Raw genomic sequence first — 16,948 nt, 5'->3', positions numbered from 1 at the left:
CCCGGCGCCGCTTCCTGCTAACGGCGCCGCATGAAGATCACGCGCCTCGCCGTCACCGCCTATGTGTTCGCCCTCCTGATCATCGTTCTGGATCAGCTGACCAAGGCCTGGATCATCAGCGGCCTGTCGCTGCAGGAAGTCGGCCGCATCCCCGTCTTCCCGCCGATCCTCAACTTCAGCTGGGTCGAGAACACCGGCGTCAGCTTCGGCCTGTTCGGCGGCGGCGAAGCGCGCTGGGGCCTGGCCATCTTCTCCATCGTCGTCTCGGCCGGCCTGGCCTGGTGGGCGACGCAATCGAACCGACGCCTGCTGATCACCGCAATCGGTTTCGTCATGGGCGGGGCGCTGGGCAATGTGATCGACCGGATCCGCTTCGGCTATGTGGTCGACTTCATCGACTTCTCGGGCACCGGCGTCTTTCCCTGGGTGTTCAACGTCGCCGACAGCGCCATCACCATCGGCGTCGTGCTACTGATCATCGACAGTCTGGTGTCTGACAAACCCGCCAAGGTTGGCGCGGCCGTCGAAAAGTCGTAATCACCCCGTCTTCACTATGCCGACTGCGCCATCGCGGCGCTTCCTGCATCAGCCGACCAGAGCCTGAAACCATGCGTATCCGCAGTGTCGCCGTCCTGACCCTCGTCGCCTCCTCCGCGCTCGCCGTCTCGGCCTGCGGCAGCATCAAACAGGGCATCGGCCTGACCAAGGTCGTGCCGGACGAGTTCGTGACCGTCTCGACCGCCCCGCTCAGCATTCCGCCGGAATACGGCCTGCGTCCGCCCGCGCCCGGCCAGCCGCGCCCGCAGGAACTGGCCCCCGAAAGCGCCGCGCGTCAGATCCTTTTGGGTCAGCGTCAGGCCGTCACCCGCACGCCGGGCGAACAGGTCCTGGTGGCCCAGGCCGGCGGCGAGCAGGCCGACCCGCTGGCCCGCTATGTCGTCGATGACGAGTTCGGCGATCTGGCGCACAAGGACGAAAGCTTCGCCAACCGCCTGATGTTCTGGCGCAAGGACGACGCCTCGACCCAGGCGCCGACGGTCCGCCAGACCGCCGAAGGCCAGAAGACCATCGACGCCTCGACCGAGGCCGCCCGCCTTCAGGCTCTGACCGGCGGCCAGCAGGCCATCACGATCCAGCCGCGTCGCAGCAACGGCTTCAAGCTGCCGGGCCTGTAAGGACCGCTACGACGGACGCTTGCCACGGCAGCGTCCGTCCTTATTGTAAACGGACCTAATCAGGAGCCGTTTGCATGACCGAAACCGTCGATATCGCCGCCCTGTCCGGGATCGACCAACTGCGTCTGGGCATGACGGGCGGCTTCATCGCCCCTATCGCCCGCACCGTCGGCTTCGAACTGACCGAAGTGGAAGAAGGCCGGGTGGTGTTCGAGGCCATCCCCACCACCGCCGTCTATAATCCGCTGGGCACGGTTCATGGCGGCTGGATCGCGACGGTGCTCGATTCGGCCTGCGGCTGCGTTGTGCATTCCACGCTTCGGCCGGGCCAGACCTATACGACGCTGGAACTGAAGACGGTTTTTCACAAGGCGCTGATCGCCGGCACGCCGGTTCGGGCCGAGGGTCGGATCGTTCAGGCCGGTCGCCGCGCGGCCTTCTCGGAGGCCGATCTACGCGGCCTGGACGGCAAGCTCTATGCGACCGCGACCTCGACCTGCCTGGTCATGGAGCGCTGAGGGGAGCGCCGAGGCCAGCAAGCGTTTGCCGCGCCTCGCTTTAGCCGCTATCAGCGGCGAGCGTTGATGATCGGCCGCCGATCGTCGTGCGCCCTCTCTCGCTGTCGGAAAAATAAGCTGATGCGTCGCGTGTTCACCGCCCTGGCCGCCCTCTCCATCGCGGCCTCCGTCCTGCCCGTCGCCGCCGAGGCCCAGACTTCCCAGCGTCAACGCGAGCGCAGCGGGCAACAGCAGCAGGCATCGGGCGAAGACGCCGCGCCGTCGCGCGCGCCGCGCATCGCGCCCCTGCGTCGCCGCGCCAACGCCGGCCCCTGCCCCTATGTGAAGATTCTCTACGACGCCGCCCGTTACGTCGAACTGGAAGGCGGCCGCGCCGCCGTGGCCAATGTCGGCTACACCGGCGAGATCGAGGGTATCTCCTCGGACTGCGAATATCGCGAGGCTGATCCGATTCGCGTCGACATGGACGTGCTGTTCAACCTGGGCCGTGGTCCGCAGGCGGCGGGCGAACAGCGCACCTACCGCTACTGGATTGCGGTGACGGAGCGGAACAACGCCATCCTGTCCAAGGAATATTTCGACCTGCCGGTGAACTTCGAAGGCCAGCGCACCGCCTCGGTGACTGAAAAGCGCACCATCGTCATTCCGCGCGCCGGCATCGAAACCAGCGGCAGCAACTTCGAAATCCTGGTCGGTTTCGACGTGACGCCGGAAATGGCCGAGTTCAACCGCTCGGGCAGCCGCTTCCGCGTCAACGCCGGCACGACGCCGGCCGCCCCCGCGCCTGCCTCCGCACCGAGCCAATAATGTCTGATCTGAAGACCGTCCTCAGCGAAGCGGTCGCCGCCGCCTTCGCCGCCGAAGGCGTGGACCCGGCCCTGGCCCGCGTTACCCCGTCGGACCGCCCCGACCTGGCCGATTTCCAGTCCAATGGCGCGCTCGCCGCCGCCAAGGCGCTGAAGGCCAATCCGCGCGAACTGGCCGGCAAGATCGCCGAGCGGCTGAGCGCGGACGTGCGCTTCGCCTCGGTCGAGGTGGCGGGACCCGGCTTCATCAATCTGAAGCTCTCCGACGCGCTGCTGGCCGAACGGGCGACCGAGGTGGCGAACGACGCAGACCACGCGGGCGCCGCGACTGTGGCCGAACCGCGCCAGGTGGTCATCGACTACGGCGGTCCCAACGTCGCCAAGCCGATGCACGTCGGCCATCTGCGCAGCGCCATCATCGGCGAGAGCCTGAAGCGGTTGTTCCGCTTCCGCGGCGACCACGTCACCGGCGACGCCCATTTCGGCGACTGGGGCTTCCAGATGGGCCTGCTGATCGTCGCCTGCGGCGACGAGGGCCTGGCCGCGGCCTTCATGGCCGAAGGCGACGGCCCCTTCCCGGCCGAAAGCCCGGTCACCCTGGCTGACCTGGACCGCCTGTATCCGCAGGCCGCCGGCAAGGCCAAGGAGGATCCGGCCTTCCGCGACCGCGCCCGCAAGGCGACGGCGGAACTTCAGAACGGCCGTCCCGGCTACCGCGCGCTCTGGCAGCATTTCGTGGCGGTCAGCCGCGAGGCGCTGAAGCGCGAATACGGCGACCTGTCGGTCGATTTCGACCTGTGGAACGGCGAAAGCGACGCCGATCCGCAGATGCCGGAAATGCTGGCGCATCTGAAAGAGACCGGCCTGCTGGTCGAGGACGACGGCGCCCAGGTGGTCCACGTCGCCAAGCCCGGCGAGACGCGCAAGAAAAAGCTGGCCGACGGCTCGGTGATCGAGGCCCCGTCCCCCCCGCCCCTGCTGGTCATCAGCTCGGAAGGCTCGGCCATGTACGGCACGACCGACCTGGCCACGATCCTGGACCGCAAGAAGGCCCTGTCGCCCGATCTCGCCCTCTATGTCGTCGACGAACGCCAGGCCGAGCATTTCGAACAGGTCTTCCGCGCCGCCTATCTGGCCGGTTACGCCGCAGAGGGCGCTCTGGAGCATCTCGGCTTCGGCACGATGAACGGACAGGACGGCAAACCCTTCAAGACCCGCGCGGGGGGGGTGTTGAAGCTACGCGACCTGATCGATCAGGCGACCGAAAAGGCGCGCGAGCGTCTTCACGAGGCCAAGCTGGGCGACGACCTGTCGCCGGAAGAGTTCGAGGCCATCGCGCACAAGGTGGCCATCGCGGCCTTGAAGTTCGCCGACCTGTCGAACGCGCGCACCACCAGCTACGTCTTCGATCTCGACCGCTTCATGAGCTTCGAGGGCAAGACCGGACCGTATCTGCTTTACCAGTCGGTCCGCATCAAATCCCTGCTGCGCAAAGCCGCCGAACAGGGACTGACGCCGGGCGCCATCGTCATCGCCGAACCGGCGGAGCGCGATCTGGCCCTGACGCTGGACGCCTTCTCGACGGCCGTGTCGGACGCCTACGACAAGCGGATGCCGCATCTGGTCGCCGAACACGCCTATCGGGTGGCCCAGTCCTTCTCGAAGTTCTACGCCGCCTGCCCCGTGCTGATCGCGCCGGACGAAGCGACCAAACGCTCGCGCCTGGCCCTGTCGGCGGCGGCTCTGCGCCAGCTGGAAATCGCGTTGAACCTGCTGGGCATCGACACGCCGGAGCGGATGTAGGGTATAGACGGGGCGACATCCTCCCGGAGATCGCCCATGTCGCTCGACGCCTACATCGCCGGCCTGCCCAAGGCCGAACTGCACCTGCATATTGAGGGCTCGCTGGAGCCCGAGCTGATGTTCGAACTGGCGCAGCGCAACGGCGTGTCCATTCCTTACGACAGCGTCGAGGCGGTGCGGGCGGCCTATGATTTCTCGAACCTGCAGGACTTTCTGGACATCTACTATGCGGGGGCCGCCGTCCTGCTGACGCGGCGGGATTTCGAGGATCTGGCCTTCGCCTATTTCCAGCGCGCGGCGGCGGATAATGTGCGCCACGCCGAAATCTTCTTCGATCCCCAGACCCATACCGACCGAGGCGTGCCCTTCGGCGTGGTGGTCGAGGGGCTGATCGCAGGCATGGACCGGGCCAAGGCGGAGCTGGGCGTGTCCAGCGGCCTGATCCTCAGCTTCCTACGCCACCTGACCGAGGAGGAAGCGTTCGCGACGCTGGAGGCGGCCAAACCCTATCTGCACCATTTCATCGGCGTGGGGCTGGATTCGTCGGAGGTCGGCCATCCGCCGTCCAAGTTCCAGCGCGTCTTCGCCGCCGCGCGTGAGCTGGGCCTAAAACTGTGCGCCCACGCGGGCGAGGAGGGCCCGCCCGCCTATGTGCACGAGGCGCTGGACCTGCTGAACATCGACCGGATGGACCACGGCAATCGCTCCATGGAGGACGAGGCGCTGGTGCAGCGGTTGGTCGCCGAGCAGATGACCCTGACCGTCTGCCCTCTGTCGAACCTGAAACTGTGCGTGGTCGATGATCTGAAGGCCCATCCCGTCCCCGAGATGCTGCGGCGGGCCCTGCACGTCACCCTGAACTCGGACGACCCGTCCTATTTTGGGGGATATGTGAACGACAACTACAGCCGGTTGGCCGAGGCCGTCGGCCTGACGCGCGATCAGGTGACGCAACTGGCGAAGAACAGCTTCGAGGGGTCGTTCCTGGGCGAGCCGGAGAAGGCGGCCTACCTGGCTGAGGTTGATGCCTACGCGAAGCGATGAATACCGCTCAAGCCGTTCTGGCCATCGCTGGCTGGTTCAGCTTGGCGACAGGCATGGTCAGCAGCATGGGCGCACATCTCGCGGCCGACCACAGAAGGCGAAACGGGCTCGTTCCCCGGAAGACCCCGGACTTCTACGACTTCTCGAGAAATGTCTTTTACTTCGGCATAGGGCCGTCGTTCAGGACGATCTTTTCCGGCGCACACCGTCACTATAAGAGCCGCTTCATAACGCGCTGCGTCAAAGTCGCGCGGGTAGCTTTCGTCCTCGCCGCGGCCTTCCTCGCTGCATTCGTCATAAGCCTGGTCATCTGGTGATCGACGCCCTTTAGATCGCTTCATGTTCCTGTTATGTTCCGGCGATGGAGAGGACAGGATCACCGGTGGAAGACGAGGCGAACCTCCGTTGGTTGTTCGTTGATCTGAACGCCTTCTTCGCCAGCGTCGAACAGCAGATGAACCCGGACTGGCGGGGCAAGCCGGTCATCGTGCGGCCGGCTGAGAGCGAATACACCGGCGCCATCGCCGCCAGCTATGAGAGCAAGGCCTGGGGCGTTCATACCGGGATGCGGGTGTCCGAGGCGCGCAAACTGTGCCCCGACCTGATCGTCGCCGAGGCGCGCCCCGACCTTTATGTCAAAATCCATCAGCAGATCATGGCCGAGATCGACCGCCATGTTCCGGTGTGGAAGGTCGGCTCGATCGACGAATGCTCGTGCGAACTGCTGGGGCCGGAACGGCTGGAGGCGAACGCCGTCGCCCTGGCCCGACGCATTCAGGCGGGCATCCTGCAAAACGTCGGCGACTGTCTGCGGTCGTCCGTCGGGCTGGCGCCGTCGCGTTTCCTGGCCAAGACCGCCTGCGGCATGCAGAAGCCCGCCGGGTTGACGGTGCTGCGCGCCAACGAGCTGCCCGGCCCCCTGCTGGACCTGCCGCTGTCGAAATATCCAGGCATCGGCTCGCGCATGAAGATCCGGTTGCAGGCGGCGGGGGTCACCGACACGGCCGGCCTTTGGAACATGAGCGCGAAACAAGCGCGCGCGGTCTGGAACAGCATCGAGGGCGAACGCATCTGGCGCGGCCTGCACGGTCTGGACAGCGAGCCGACCCCGGACAAACCGCCCGCCTCGATCAGCCACAGCCACGTTCTGGCCCAGGCCATGCGGACCCCGGACAAGGCGCGGGCCGTTGCGCGGCGGCTGGTGGTCAAGTGCGGAGCCCGCCTGCGCCGCATGGGTCTGACCGGCGCCAGCCTGACCCTGCATCTGGACATGGGGCCGAAGGCGACGCCCCGAAGCGGTCGTCGCGGCTGGGAAACGGCGGCGATGAGTTGTCCCATCGCGCCGACGCAGGACACCTTCGCCCTTCTGGCCGCGCTCGATAGTCTGTGGCGCAAGGTCGAGCCGGAGCTGGAGGCGGGACGCCTGAGCTATGTCGGGGTCGGGGTGCACGGCCTGAAATCCCGCGACGCTTTTGAGACCGACCTATTCGCCGCCGGCCCGGATCAGGATGGCGAGGCTCCGTCTCTTCGCCTTTCCCAGGCGCTGGATGCGCTGAACCGCCGCTATGGCAAGGACACCGTCAGCATCGGCCCCAAGGCCGGCTTGCCCGACTATATCGGCGCCAAGATCGCCTTCACCCGCATCCCCGAGGCCGAGGATTTTTGGGAGTGAACCAAGCTAGCTCAGCAGGGACTCCGCCGCGATCTCCGCGACGCCCAAGGCCCGGAAACTGTCTTGGGCCGCCGCCTCGGTCTGCGGCGCGATGGCCCGGCTGGCGTCAGTGATCACCACGGCTTCAAACCCTTCGCGCACCGCGTCTTCGGCCGTGAAACGGACGCAGTAGTCGAAGGCCAGGCCGCACAGAAAGACGCGCGTCACGCCCAGTTCGCGCAGCAGTCCGGCCAGCCCCGTCGGCGTGCGGTGATCGTTCTCGAAGAAGCCGGAATAGCTGTCGACCGCCGGATTATACCCCTTGCGGATCACGGCCATGGCCTTCTCGACCGTCGGCGCTGCATCGGGATGAAAGTCGGCGCCGGGCATGCCCTGAAGACAATGATCCGGCCACAGCATCTGACGGCCGTAGGCGACCTTGATCTCGGTGAAGGGCGCCGCGCCGGGGTGGTTCGAGGCGAAAGAGATCTGGTCCGGCGTATGCCAGTCCTGCGTCACGATCACCCGGTCGAACCGAGCCGATAGCCGGTTGATCAGCGGCATGATGCCCGCGCCGCCCGCCACCGCCAGACGGCCGCCTTCGCAGAAGTCGTTCTGCGGATCGATGACCAAAAGGGCGGCGCTCATCAGACGCCTGCGTAGGCGTCGATCTCGTTGGCCGAACCGAGCGCGACGGGGATGCGCTGGTGCAGATACTCGGGCTGCACGTCCAGAATGGCCTGGCGTCCGTCCGTCGTCGCCTTGCCGCCCGCTTGCTCGACCAGGAAGGCCATCGGATTGCCTTCGTACATCAGCCGCAGCTTGCCCGGCTTGTTCGGCTCGCGCCGATCCCAGGGATAGAGGAAGACCCCGCCGCGCATCAGGATGCGGTGAACATCCGCGACCATGGCCGCGACCCAGCGCATGTTGAAGTTCTTGGCCCGAGGCCCCTCTTCGCCCTTCAGCAGGTCGCCGACATAGGTCTGCACCGGCTCGGCCCAGTGGCGCAGGTTCGACATGTTGATGGCGAACTCCTTGGTGTCCGGCGAAATGGCGATGTCGTCGTGGGTCACGATCCAGTCGCCGTCGTTCGACAGCGTGAACCCCTTCACGCCCGCGCCGGTCGTCAGCACCAGCATGGTTTGCGGTCCATAGACGGCGTAGAGGGCGGCGACCTGATTGCGGCCGGGCTGCATGAAATCAGTCTCGGTCGGCGTCGCCGTCGCGGACTTCAGCACCGAGACGATGGTGCCGACGGGCGCATTGATGTCGATGTTGGACGAGCCGTCCAACGGGTCGAACAGCACCAGATAGTCGCCGGCCGGATTGGAGGCCGGCTGGACCTCGTTCATCTCTTCCGACGCGACGCCGGCGACGGCCGGGCTGGCCAGCAGGGCCTCGGTCAGCATGTCGTTGGTCATGACGTCGAGCTTCTTCTGCTCCTCGTCCTGCACGTTGATCTGTCCCGATGCGCCCAGCGCCCCGGCCAGCGCCCCGCCCGCAACGACCTTGCTGATGTCCGCGCAGGTGGCGGCGACCACGGTCAGAACCGTCTTCAGCCCCTCGGGCGCATCCAGGGCGGCGATATGGGCGTCAAGGCGTGTGCGGGTCATGCAGTCGGTCCGGTTCTGGGCGTTGCGCCGTTTTGGCGGGGGACAGGCCCCAGGGCAAGGCGGCAGGGCGAGGCGCCAACGAAAACGCCCCGGCGAAAGCCGGGGCGCTTCCTTATCTTTCGGCGTCTCGTTGGATCAGATCGGCAGGATCGCCGTACCGAACGCCCGCTTCAGTTCGTGGGCGGCGAAGGTTTGGGCCGCCCCCGCATCTGGCACGACCGCCGCCATGCCGAAGAACTCGTGCGTCGAGCCGTGGAAGGTCTTGTGACGCACATCGACGCCCGCCTGCTCCAGCTTCTCGGCCAGCAGCTCGCCCTCGGTGCGCAGCGGATCGATCTCGGCGCAGATCACCGTCGTCGAGGGCAGGCCCGACAGGTTCGCCTTCTCGACGATATTGATGCGCGGGTCCTGAGCATCGGCCTCGTTGGCGAAGATGTGTTTCACGAACCACTTCATCATCGGCTTGTTCAGCGGCTTGGCGTCGGCGTTCTCGACGTAGGACTCATTGTCCATGTCTACGCCGGCGACCGGATAGACCAGCACCTGATGTTTGGGCGCCGGCAGGCCGGCGTCGCGCGCCATCATCGACACGCCGATGGCCAGGTTGCCGCCTGCGCTTTCGCCCATGACCGCCACCTTTTGCGGGTCTCCGCGGAAGGTCTGCGCATTCTCCAGCACCCAGCGATAAGCGGCCAGTGCGTCGTCGTGGGCGGCGGGGAAATGATGTTCCGGGGCCTGGCGATAATGGACCGAGACCACGATCACATCGGCCATCTTGGACACGCCGCGCGGGCCGCCGTCATAGACGTCCAGATCGGCGATCACGAAGCCGCCGCCGTGGAAATAGACGACGACCGGGTGCAGCTTGTCTTCGGAATGGTCGTGCGGCTTGTAGATGCGCGCCTGAATGGGGCCGGTGGCGCCGGGAATGGTGATGTCTCTGGTCTTGACGCCCATGTCGTCGCTGGGGTCCTTGCCGTCCTTGCGCAGCAGCGATTTCACCGCGTCAGTCGGGGTCGGTTGCTGGCGAGCCTCCTCGGGCGACAGGGTCTCGATCGGCTTGCCGCCGAGAGACGCCAGTTCGTCCAGCACCTTCTGCATCGGGCCATCGGCCTTGGCGGGCGTGTCGCGCGGCTTGTCGTTGTCGCCGAACAGCTTGTCTATAATGGACATTTTAGCATTCCTGGGTCTGGTTTCGGGGTCCGCAACGACAACCCGCCGCGCGCATCCTTGTTCCCGGCCCGCTTGACTTGGCGCTTGAGTCGATGCCTTAGGTCGCAGGCTCTCGCGGGAGAGATCGGGCGCTGGAAACAGGGTTCGACGCCGAAGGCGCAACCGCCCCGGAAACGCTCAGGCAAACGGACCGCGAAGCATACGGACGCTGGAAAGTCGCCCATTCGGGCGCGCCGACGGAGCAAGGCGACATGATTTGGTCGCCGGAATCTCTCAGGCTTCAGGACAGCGGGGGCGCGAGGACGGCGGAGCTCCGCCACAACACGCGACCGTGAAAGCCTGAACCATGACCGACCAGACCCTGAAGACCACGCCCCTGAACGCCGCGCACCGCGCGCTGGGCGCCCGCATGGTGGGGTTCGGCGGCTATGACATGCCGGTCCAGTACGAAGGTGTTCTGGCCGAGCATCGCTGGACGCGGGAACACGCCGGTCTGTTCGACGTCTCCCACATGGGCCAGTGCAAGATCACCGGCGAGGATGCGACCGCCCAGTTCGAGCGGTTCGTGCCCGGCGACTATGCGATCCTGAAGGCCGGCAAACAGAAATATTCCCTCCTGCTGAACGGCGACGGCGGCATCATCGACGACCTGATGGCCGGCCGGCCGGATCACGACGGCCTGTTCGTCGTCGTCAACGCCGGCAACAAGGACGAGGACTTCGCCTTCTGGGAAGCCAACCTCGAAAGCGACGCCAAGCTGACGGTGCTGGACCGCGCGCTGATCGCCATCCAGGGGCCGGAAGCCGCCGAGGTCATGGCCGCGCACGAGCCGATCCTGGCCGAAATGGGCTTCATGGAATGCGCCCGTCTGATGCTGTTCGGCGCCGACTGCTACGTCTCGCGCTCGGGCTACACCGGCGAAGACGGCTATGAGATTTCGGTCCCGGCGGACCAGGCCGAGCGCATCTGGAACACGATCCTGGAAGACGACCGCGTCAAGCCGATCGGCCTGGGCGCCCGCGACAGCCTGCGTCTGGAAGCCGGCCTGCCGCTGCACGGCCACGACATCGACCCGACGACCTCGCCGGTCGAAGGCGCCCTGACCTTCGCCCTCTCCAAGTCGCGCAAAGAACGCGCCGATTTCGCCGGCGCAGACCGTATCCTCAAGGAACTGTCCGACGGCCCCTCGCGCGTTCGCGTCGGTCTGATCGTCAAGGAAGGCGCCCCGGCCCGTGAAGGCGCCGAGATCGCCGACGCCGACGGCGCCGTGATCGGCAAGGTCACCTCTGGCGGCCCCTCCCCCACCTTGGGCAAGAATATCGCCATGGGCTACGTCCCGCCGGCCCATGCCGCCTTGGGCACGGAGCTGAAGGTCATCGTGCGCGGCAAGACCGCCGCCGCCGAAGTCGTCGCCATGCCCTTCGTGGCCCAACGCTATTACCGCAAACCCAAAGCCTGAGAGATCAGACCATGAAGTTCACTAAGGATCACGAGTGGGTCAGCCTTGACGGCGACATCGCCACCGTCGGCATCTCCAAACACGCCGCCGACGCCCTGGGCGACGTTGTGTTCGTCGAAGTGCCTGAAGTCGGCAAGACCGTCTCGAAGGGCGACAGCTTCGCCGTGGTCGAGAGCGTCAAGGCGGCGTCGGACGTCTACGCCCCCGTCTCGGGCGAAGTGGTCGAGGCGAACGACGCCCTGTCGACCGCCCCGGAAACCGTTAACTCGGCAGCCGAGGCCGACGGTTGGTTCGCCAAGATCAAGGTTTCGGACGCCTCGCAACTGGACGCTCTGATGGACCAGGCGGCCTACGACGATTTCCTGAAAACCCTCTAAGTTTAAACTCAGTCACCCTCGGGCTTGACCCGAGGGCCGGACGATCAACCACTCGTGCGAAGCCTTCGACGCACGAGCCGCACAACATCTGGTCCTCGGGTCAAGCCCGAGGATGACGGATGCAAGGAACCGGATATGCGTTACCTCCCCCTGACGCCCGACGACCGCACGGCGATGCTCGCCGCCATCGGCGCGAAATCCATCGACGATCTGTTCGTGGACGTGCCCCAGGCCGCCCGTCTGGACGGCCCCGTCGATCTGCCGCGCGTCGCGGGTGAGTTGGAGGTCGAGCGCGCCCTGTCCGCCATGGCGGCCAAGAACGCCACGGCCGGCGCTGTGCCCTTCTTCTGCGGCGCAGGCGCCTACAAGCACCACGTCCCGGCGACGGTGGACCACGTGATCCAGCGCTCGGAGTTCCTGACCAGCTACACCCCCTACCAGCCGGAAATTGCGCAGGGCACGCTGCAGTACCTGTACGAGTTCCAGACCCAGGTCGCGAACCTGACCGGCATGCCGGTCGCCAACGCCAGCCTGTACGACGGTTCGACCGCCATGGCCGAGGGCGTGCTGATGGCGACCCGCGTGACCCGCCGCAACAAGGCGGTGATCTCGGGCGGCGTGCACCCGCACTACATCAAGGCGACCGAGACCGTGGTTCACGCCGTCGGCGTCGAAACCCTGGCCCTGCCCGCCGCCGTGGACGCCGAGGCCGCCGTGATCGACCAGATCGGTCCCGACACCGCCTGCGTCGTCGTCCAGACCCCCAATGTCTTCGGCACGGCCACCGACGTGACCAAGATCGCCGAGGCCGCCCACGCCGCCGGCGCCCTGCTGATCGTTGTGGTCACCGAGGCCGTGTCGATGGGCCTGTTGAAGTCGCCCGGCGAGATGGGCGCCGACATCGTCGCGGCCGAAGGCCAGTCGATCGGCAACGCCCTGAACTTCGGCGGCCCCTATGTCGGCCTGTTCGCCACGCGCGAGAAGCTGATCCGCCAGATGCCCGGCCGCTTGACCGGCGAGACTGTGGACGCCGACGGCGAGCGCGGCTTCGTCCTGACGCTGTCCACGCGCGAGCAGCACATCCGCCGAGACAAGGCGACCTCGAACATCTGCACCAACTCGGGCCTGTGCACCCTGGCCTTCACCATCCACATGAGCCTGCTGGGCGAGACGGGCCTGCGCAAGCTGGCCCTGCTGAACCACGAAAAGGCCGTCGCCACGCGTGACGCCCTGGCCGCCATTCCGGGCGTCGAAATCCTGACCGACCGCTTCTTCAACGAGTTCGCGGTGCGCCTGCCCAAGAACGCGGCCGAGGTCGTGGATCAGTTGGCCGCCCATCACGTCCTGGCTGGCGTGCCCTACAGCCGCCTGGTCCCCGACGCCGGCATGGACGATGTCCTGCTGGTCGCCGCGACCGAGACGACCCTGGATGCCGACATCCAGATCCTCGCCAAGTCGCTCTCCAAAGTCCTCGGCGCGTAAGGGATACTGACCATGAGCACCATGAACACCGTCGGCCGCCCGACCGCCCCGAACCAGGTCCAGACCAAGCCCGCCACCCTGACCGGCGGCCGCGGCCTGTTGCAGAACGAAGCCCTGATCTTCGAGGGGGAAGGCTGGGGCAAGACCGGCGTCGATCTGCCGGAACCCAAGACGAACGGCTCTGACCTGGGCGACCTCGTCCGCAAGGATCCGATCGGCCTGCCCGGCCTGTCCGAGCCGGAAACCATGCGCCACTATGTGCGTCTGAGCCAGAAGAACCACGCCATCGACCTGGCCATCTATCCGCTGGGATCGTGCACGATGAAGCATAACCCACGCCTGAACGAGAAGATGGCCCGCCTGCCCGGCTTCTCCGACATCCACCCGTTGCAGCCGATCTCGACGGTTCAGGGCGCGCTGGAGCTGATGGACACCCTGGCCCATTGGCTGAAGACCCTGACCGGTATGCCCGCCGTCGCTCTGTCGCCCAAGGCCGGCGCCCACGGCGAACTGTGCGGTCTGATGGCGATCCGCGCCGCCCACGAGGCCTCGGGTCAGCATGAGAAGCGCCGCAAGGTTCTGGTTCCCACCAGCGCCCACGGCACCAACCCCGCCACTGCCGCCTTCGTCGGCTATTCGGTGGTCGAAGTGGCGCAGACCGAAGACGGCCGCGTGGACGTCGCTGACCTGGCGTCCAAGCTGGGTGACGACGTCGCCGCCATCATGGTGACCAACCCCAACACCTGCGGCCTGTTCGAGCGCGACATCCTGGAGATCAGCCGCCTGACGCATGAGGCCGGCGCCTATTTCTACTGCGACGGCGCCAACTTCAACGCCATCGTCGGCCGGGTTCGTCCGGGCGACCTTGGCGTCGATGCGATGCACATCAACCTGCACAAGACCTTCTCGACGCCCCACGGCGGCGGCGGTCCGGGCGCGGGTCCGGTGGTCCTGTCCGAAGCCCTGGCCCCCTTCGCCCCCGCCCCCTGGGTCGTGCATGACGACGGCGGCTACCGCCTGATCGAGCGCGAGGAGGACGAGGCCGAGCAAGCCTTTGGCCGTCTATGCGCCTTCCAGGGCCAGATGGGCATGTACACCCGCGCCCTGTCCTACATGATGTCGCACGGCGCCGACGGCCTGCGTCAGGTCGCCGAGGACGCCGTACTGAACGCCAACTACATCAAGGCCCGGCTCGGTGATTTGATGTCGTCCGCCTTCCCCGACGGCCCCTGCATGCACGAGGCCCTGTTCGACGACGAATGGCTGAAGGGCACGGACATCACCACGCTCGACTTCGCCAAGGCGATGATCGACGAGGGCTTCCACCCGATGACCATGTATTTCCCTCTGGTCGTCCACGGCGCCATGCTGATCGAGCCGACGGAGACCGAGTCCAAGGCCGAGTTGGACCGCTTCATCGAGGCGATGCGCGCCTTGGCCGGGGCAGCCAAGGCCGGCGACGTCGACCGCTTCAAGGGCGCGCCCTTCCACGCGCCGCTGAAACGTCTGGACGAAACCCGCGCGGCCCGTTCGCCGGTTCTGCGCTGGACCGCGCCGGAAGGCTCCAACAAGGCGGCCTGACCCCTTAGTCGCCCCTTCCTGCGGGAAGGGGCTGACGCGGGGCTGATCCATCGCTAGGTCATGGCCATGACCTGGACGACGAACGACATCCCCGACCTATCCGGCCGACTGGCCATCATCACCGGCGCGACCGGCGGGCTGGGGCTGGAGACCGCCCTGGTGCTGGCCGGCAAGGGCGCCGAGGTCGTGCTGGCGGCCCGCAATCCCGCCAAGGGGGCCGAGGCCGAACGGCTGATCCGGTCTCGTCATCCGGATGCGGCCGTGCGGTTCGAACTGCTGGACCTCGCCAGCCTGGCCTCCGTCCGGGCCTTCGCCGAGCAGTATCTGGCGACGGGACGCCCCATCGACATCCTGATCGACAATGCGGGCGTCATGGCCCTGCCGACGCGCCAGACGACCGTCGACGGGTTCGAGATGCAGTTCGGGACCAACTACCTGTCCCACTTCGCCCTAGTCGGCCGCCTGCTGCCCCTGCTGACGGCTGCCCATTCCAACAGAGGAGGGGCCCGCGTGATCCAGCTGTCCAGCGTCGCCCACCGCAGCGGCCATATCCGCCTGGACGACCTGAACTATCAAACCCACTACCGTCCTTGGCCGGTCTATCAGCAGTCCAAGCTGGCCATGCTGATGTTCGCCTTGGAGCTTCAGCGCCGCAGCGACGCCCACGGCTGGGGCCTGATCAGCGTGGCGGCCCACCCCGGCTTCGCCCGAACCGACCTGATCGCCAACGGCCATGCCGGCAAGCCCGGCCTGTTCGCGCGCGGCGCCCGGCTGCTGGAGGCCGTGCTCAGCCATTCGGCTGCGGACGGCGTCCTGCCGATCCTGATGGCCGCGACCCTGCCGGACCCGACGCCCGGCGGCTATTACGGCCCCACCGGCTTTCAGGAGATGAAAGGCCCGCCCGGCGTTGCGGCGATCAAGCGCCAGGCCAAGGACGCTGATGTGGCCAGGGGTCTCTGGGCGGAATCAGAGCGTCTGACGGGCGTGACCTACGGCTGACGGCGCGGAGCGTGTCCGTCGCGACACGACGCGGAGAGATCGTCTCTTCATGACCAAAGCTTCACCCGCCGGACATCCATCCGCCATGGACGCAGGGCGTTAAGGGGTCTTGTGGCAAGGTCGTCACGGTCGCCTTTTCCTTTCCCGACGAGGGATCGCGCGTCCGTGGCGACCGTTGTCATGACGATCCTCCTCCCCATCCGGCGTATTCGTGACCTCACTCCCCGTTCCCTTCGTCCGCCCAGACAGACCGCGCGCCTCGACGCTGCGGGTCGTCAAGCGCTGGGCGCTGATGATCGGCGGTCTGTTCGTCGTGCTGCTGGGCATTCTGATCGCCCCCCTGCCCGGCCCGGGCGGCATTCCCGTCATCGCCGTCGGCCTGATGCTGATTCTGAAAAGCTCGTTCTGGGCCAAGCGCCAGTTCATTCGCGCCCAATATGCGCGGCCGAAATGGGTCTATCCCTTCCGTCGCCTGATGCGGAAGAAGCCCGAGTTCGCACCGGTCTTCTGGCAACAGGCGCTGCGGGCCGAAAAGATCGTTACCAAGCGGTCCAGCCGTCGCCTCTCGCGCGGCCGCAAGAGCGTTCGGCGCTATTTCCGCAAACTCTTCCGCTAGTCACCGCCTGATTTCGCGGTTGCGTTGCTGCAACCGCTAACCACAGGATCGTGAACACCGCTCTCTCAAGTCAGGCGTATCCTGTCTGCGCGTTATCAGAGAACCACTTAGGCGTTGGGAGGCGCTAAGGTCATGATGTCACGCGTACAAAAAGGTCTGATCGCCGGCGTTGCGGCGACCGTGGCCGTCTCACTGCTCGAAATACCCAATATGTTCCTGAACTGGTTCGATCCCTTCCAGGGGGTCATCGCCAGCATGATCGGCATGCCCGGCAATCTGGCCGTCGGCTGGGTGGTCCATGTCATCAGCGGCGTCTTCATCCTGGGGCCGCTGTTCGCCGTCCTGTGTCCCCGCCTGCCGACGGACACGCCCGAGACCAAGGGCATCGTCTTCGCCGTCGGCGCCTGGATCCTCATGATGGCGGCCATCGTGATGTTCGGGAACTACCGCACCTTCACGGCCGGCGCGGGCTTCGGCACCTTCGCCTGGCTGCTGATCACCCATGCGGTCTTCGGCATTGTGCTGGGCAACGTCTACGCCCGGCTGGTGGCGCGCGACAAGCGGATGGGCGCGACCATCATCGGCGGCGCACACGCCCACTGATCACGACTTGATCGCCCGAGAAAAAGGCCCCCGACGGCGACGTCGGGG

At 66.5% G+C, this 16,948-nt stretch carries 18 protein-coding genes and 1 riboswitch; of the genes, 15 read left to right on the top strand and 3 right to left on the bottom strand.

Translation table 11 applies throughout. The features are described from left to right. Nucleotides 1–30: 30 nt before the first annotated feature. The 8 genes from lspA to PFY01_RS06075 all read left to right on the top strand — a co-directional run bounded on the left by lspA (nucleotide 31) and on the right by PFY01_RS06075 (nucleotide 7,018). Nucleotides 31–537 carry a signal peptidase II gene (gene lspA, locus PFY01_RS06110; protein ID WP_055804071.1) on the top strand — a complete coding sequence of 169 codons (507 nt, stop codon included), beginning with the start codon at nucleotides 31–33 and terminating at the stop codon, nucleotides 535–537. Between the two features lie 71 nt (nucleotides 538–608). Continuing rightward, entirely contained in the window at nucleotides 609–1,175 is a 567-nt protein-coding gene (locus tag PFY01_RS06105; RefSeq protein ID WP_153922976.1) for a DUF3035 domain-containing protein, read from the top strand. A gap of 74 nt (nucleotides 1,176–1,249) precedes the next feature. Then, a complete protein-coding gene (locus PFY01_RS06100) occupies nucleotides 1,250–1,693 on the top strand; it encodes a PaaI family thioesterase (protein WP_271042805.1) in 444 nt (147 codons plus the stop codon). Nucleotides 1,694–1,813: 120 nt separating this feature from the next. Beyond that, complete coding sequence (locus PFY01_RS06095) at nucleotides 1,814–2,500, top strand: Tat pathway signal sequence domain protein (protein ID WP_271042804.1); 687 nt, start codon at nucleotides 1,814–1,816, stop codon at nucleotides 2,498–2,500. After that, on the top strand, nucleotides 2,500–4,302 hold the full coding sequence (gene argS / locus PFY01_RS06090) for an arginine--tRNA ligase (RefSeq protein WP_271042803.1): 1,803 nt from the start codon (nucleotides 2,500–2,502) through the stop codon (nucleotides 4,300–4,302). Before PFY01_RS06095 ends, argS begins: the two co-directional genes overlap by 1 nt. A 36-nt stretch (nucleotides 4,303–4,338) precedes the next feature. Beyond that, nucleotides 4,339–5,346 carry an adenosine deaminase gene (locus tag PFY01_RS06085; protein ID WP_271042802.1) on the top strand — a complete coding sequence of 336 codons (1,008 nt, stop codon included), beginning with the start codon at nucleotides 4,339–4,341 and terminating at the stop codon, nucleotides 5,344–5,346. After that, nucleotides 5,343–5,663, top strand: coding sequence for a hypothetical protein (locus tag PFY01_RS06080; RefSeq protein WP_165115837.1), 321 nt, complete (start codon nucleotides 5,343–5,345; stop codon nucleotides 5,661–5,663). Before PFY01_RS06085 ends, PFY01_RS06080 begins: the two co-directional genes overlap by 4 nt. Nucleotides 5,664–5,755: 92 nt before the next feature. Further along, nucleotides 5,756–7,018 (top strand): type VI secretion protein ImpB, encoded by a 1,263-nt coding sequence (locus PFY01_RS06075; RefSeq protein WP_271042801.1) that lies wholly within the window; start codon nucleotides 5,756–5,758, stop codon nucleotides 7,016–7,018. Nucleotides 7,019–7,024: 6 nt separating this feature from the next. On the opposite strand, the gene PFY01_RS06070 is transcribed toward PFY01_RS06075, so the two are convergent. The 3 genes from PFY01_RS06070 to PFY01_RS06060 all read right to left on the bottom strand — a co-directional run bounded on the left by PFY01_RS06070 (nucleotide 7,025) and on the right by PFY01_RS06060 (nucleotide 9,783). Then, complete coding sequence (locus PFY01_RS06070; protein WP_271042800.1) at nucleotides 7,025–7,645, bottom strand: nicotinamidase; 621 nt, start codon at nucleotides 7,643–7,645, stop codon at nucleotides 7,025–7,027. Next, a complete protein-coding gene (locus PFY01_RS06065) occupies nucleotides 7,645–8,610 on the bottom strand; it encodes a class 1 fructose-bisphosphatase (RefSeq protein WP_271042799.1) in 966 nt (321 codons plus the stop codon). The genes PFY01_RS06070 and PFY01_RS06065 overlap by 1 nt, the downstream gene beginning before the upstream one ends. Nucleotides 8,611–8,745: 135 nt before the next feature. Then, nucleotides 8,746–9,783: an alpha/beta hydrolase gene (locus PFY01_RS06060; protein WP_271042798.1), complete on the bottom strand. Its 1,038-nt coding sequence runs from the start codon at nucleotides 9,781–9,783 to the stop codon at nucleotides 8,746–8,748. Between the two features lie 105 nt (nucleotides 9,784–9,888). Then, nucleotides 9,889–9,986: riboswitch (glycine riboswitch) on the top strand. A 143-nt stretch (nucleotides 9,987–10,129) separates the two neighbouring features. On the opposite strand from PFY01_RS06060, the gene gcvT reads away from it, so the two are divergent. From gcvT to PFY01_RS06025, 7 genes are all read left to right on the top strand, one after another. Continuing rightward, entirely contained in the window at nucleotides 10,130–11,242 is a 1,113-nt protein-coding gene (gcvT, locus tag PFY01_RS06055) for a glycine cleavage system aminomethyltransferase GcvT (RefSeq protein WP_271042797.1), read from the top strand. Between the two features lie 11 nt (nucleotides 11,243–11,253). Then, complete coding sequence (gene gcvH, locus PFY01_RS06050) at nucleotides 11,254–11,619, top strand: glycine cleavage system protein GcvH (protein ID WP_271042796.1); 366 nt, start codon at nucleotides 11,254–11,256, stop codon at nucleotides 11,617–11,619. A 135-nt stretch (nucleotides 11,620–11,754) separates the two neighbouring features. Further along, entirely contained in the window at nucleotides 11,755–13,101 is a 1,347-nt protein-coding gene (gene gcvPA, locus PFY01_RS06045) for an aminomethyl-transferring glycine dehydrogenase subunit GcvPA (RefSeq protein WP_271042795.1), read from the top strand. 12 nt (nucleotides 13,102–13,113) lie between these two features. Continuing rightward, nucleotides 13,114–14,682, top strand: a complete 1,569-nt coding sequence (gcvPB, locus tag PFY01_RS06040; protein ID WP_420197050.1) for an aminomethyl-transferring glycine dehydrogenase subunit GcvPB — start codon at nucleotides 13,114–13,116, stop codon at nucleotides 14,680–14,682. A gap of 66 nt (nucleotides 14,683–14,748) precedes the next feature. Then, nucleotides 14,749–15,681, top strand: a complete 933-nt coding sequence (locus tag PFY01_RS06035) for an SDR family oxidoreductase (protein WP_271042794.1) — start codon at nucleotides 14,749–14,751, stop codon at nucleotides 15,679–15,681. A 211-nt stretch (nucleotides 15,682–15,892) separates the two neighbouring features. Continuing rightward, on the top strand, nucleotides 15,893–16,297 hold the full coding sequence (locus tag PFY01_RS06030; RefSeq protein ID WP_271042793.1) for a PGPGW domain-containing protein: 405 nt from the start codon (nucleotides 15,893–15,895) through the stop codon (nucleotides 16,295–16,297). A gap of 132 nt (nucleotides 16,298–16,429) precedes the next feature. Beyond that, nucleotides 16,430–16,900 carry a DUF6789 family protein gene (locus PFY01_RS06025; protein WP_055753275.1) on the top strand — a complete coding sequence of 157 codons (471 nt, stop codon included), beginning with the start codon at nucleotides 16,430–16,432 and terminating at the stop codon, nucleotides 16,898–16,900. The last annotated feature ends 48 nt before the right edge of the window (nucleotides 16,901–16,948 follow it).

Source organism: Brevundimonas vesicularis (assembly GCF_027886425.1).
Lineage (GTDB): Bacteria > Pseudomonadota > Alphaproteobacteria > Caulobacterales > Caulobacteraceae > Brevundimonas > Brevundimonas vesicularis_C.
This window is presented reverse-complemented; position numbering and strand designations above follow the sequence as displayed.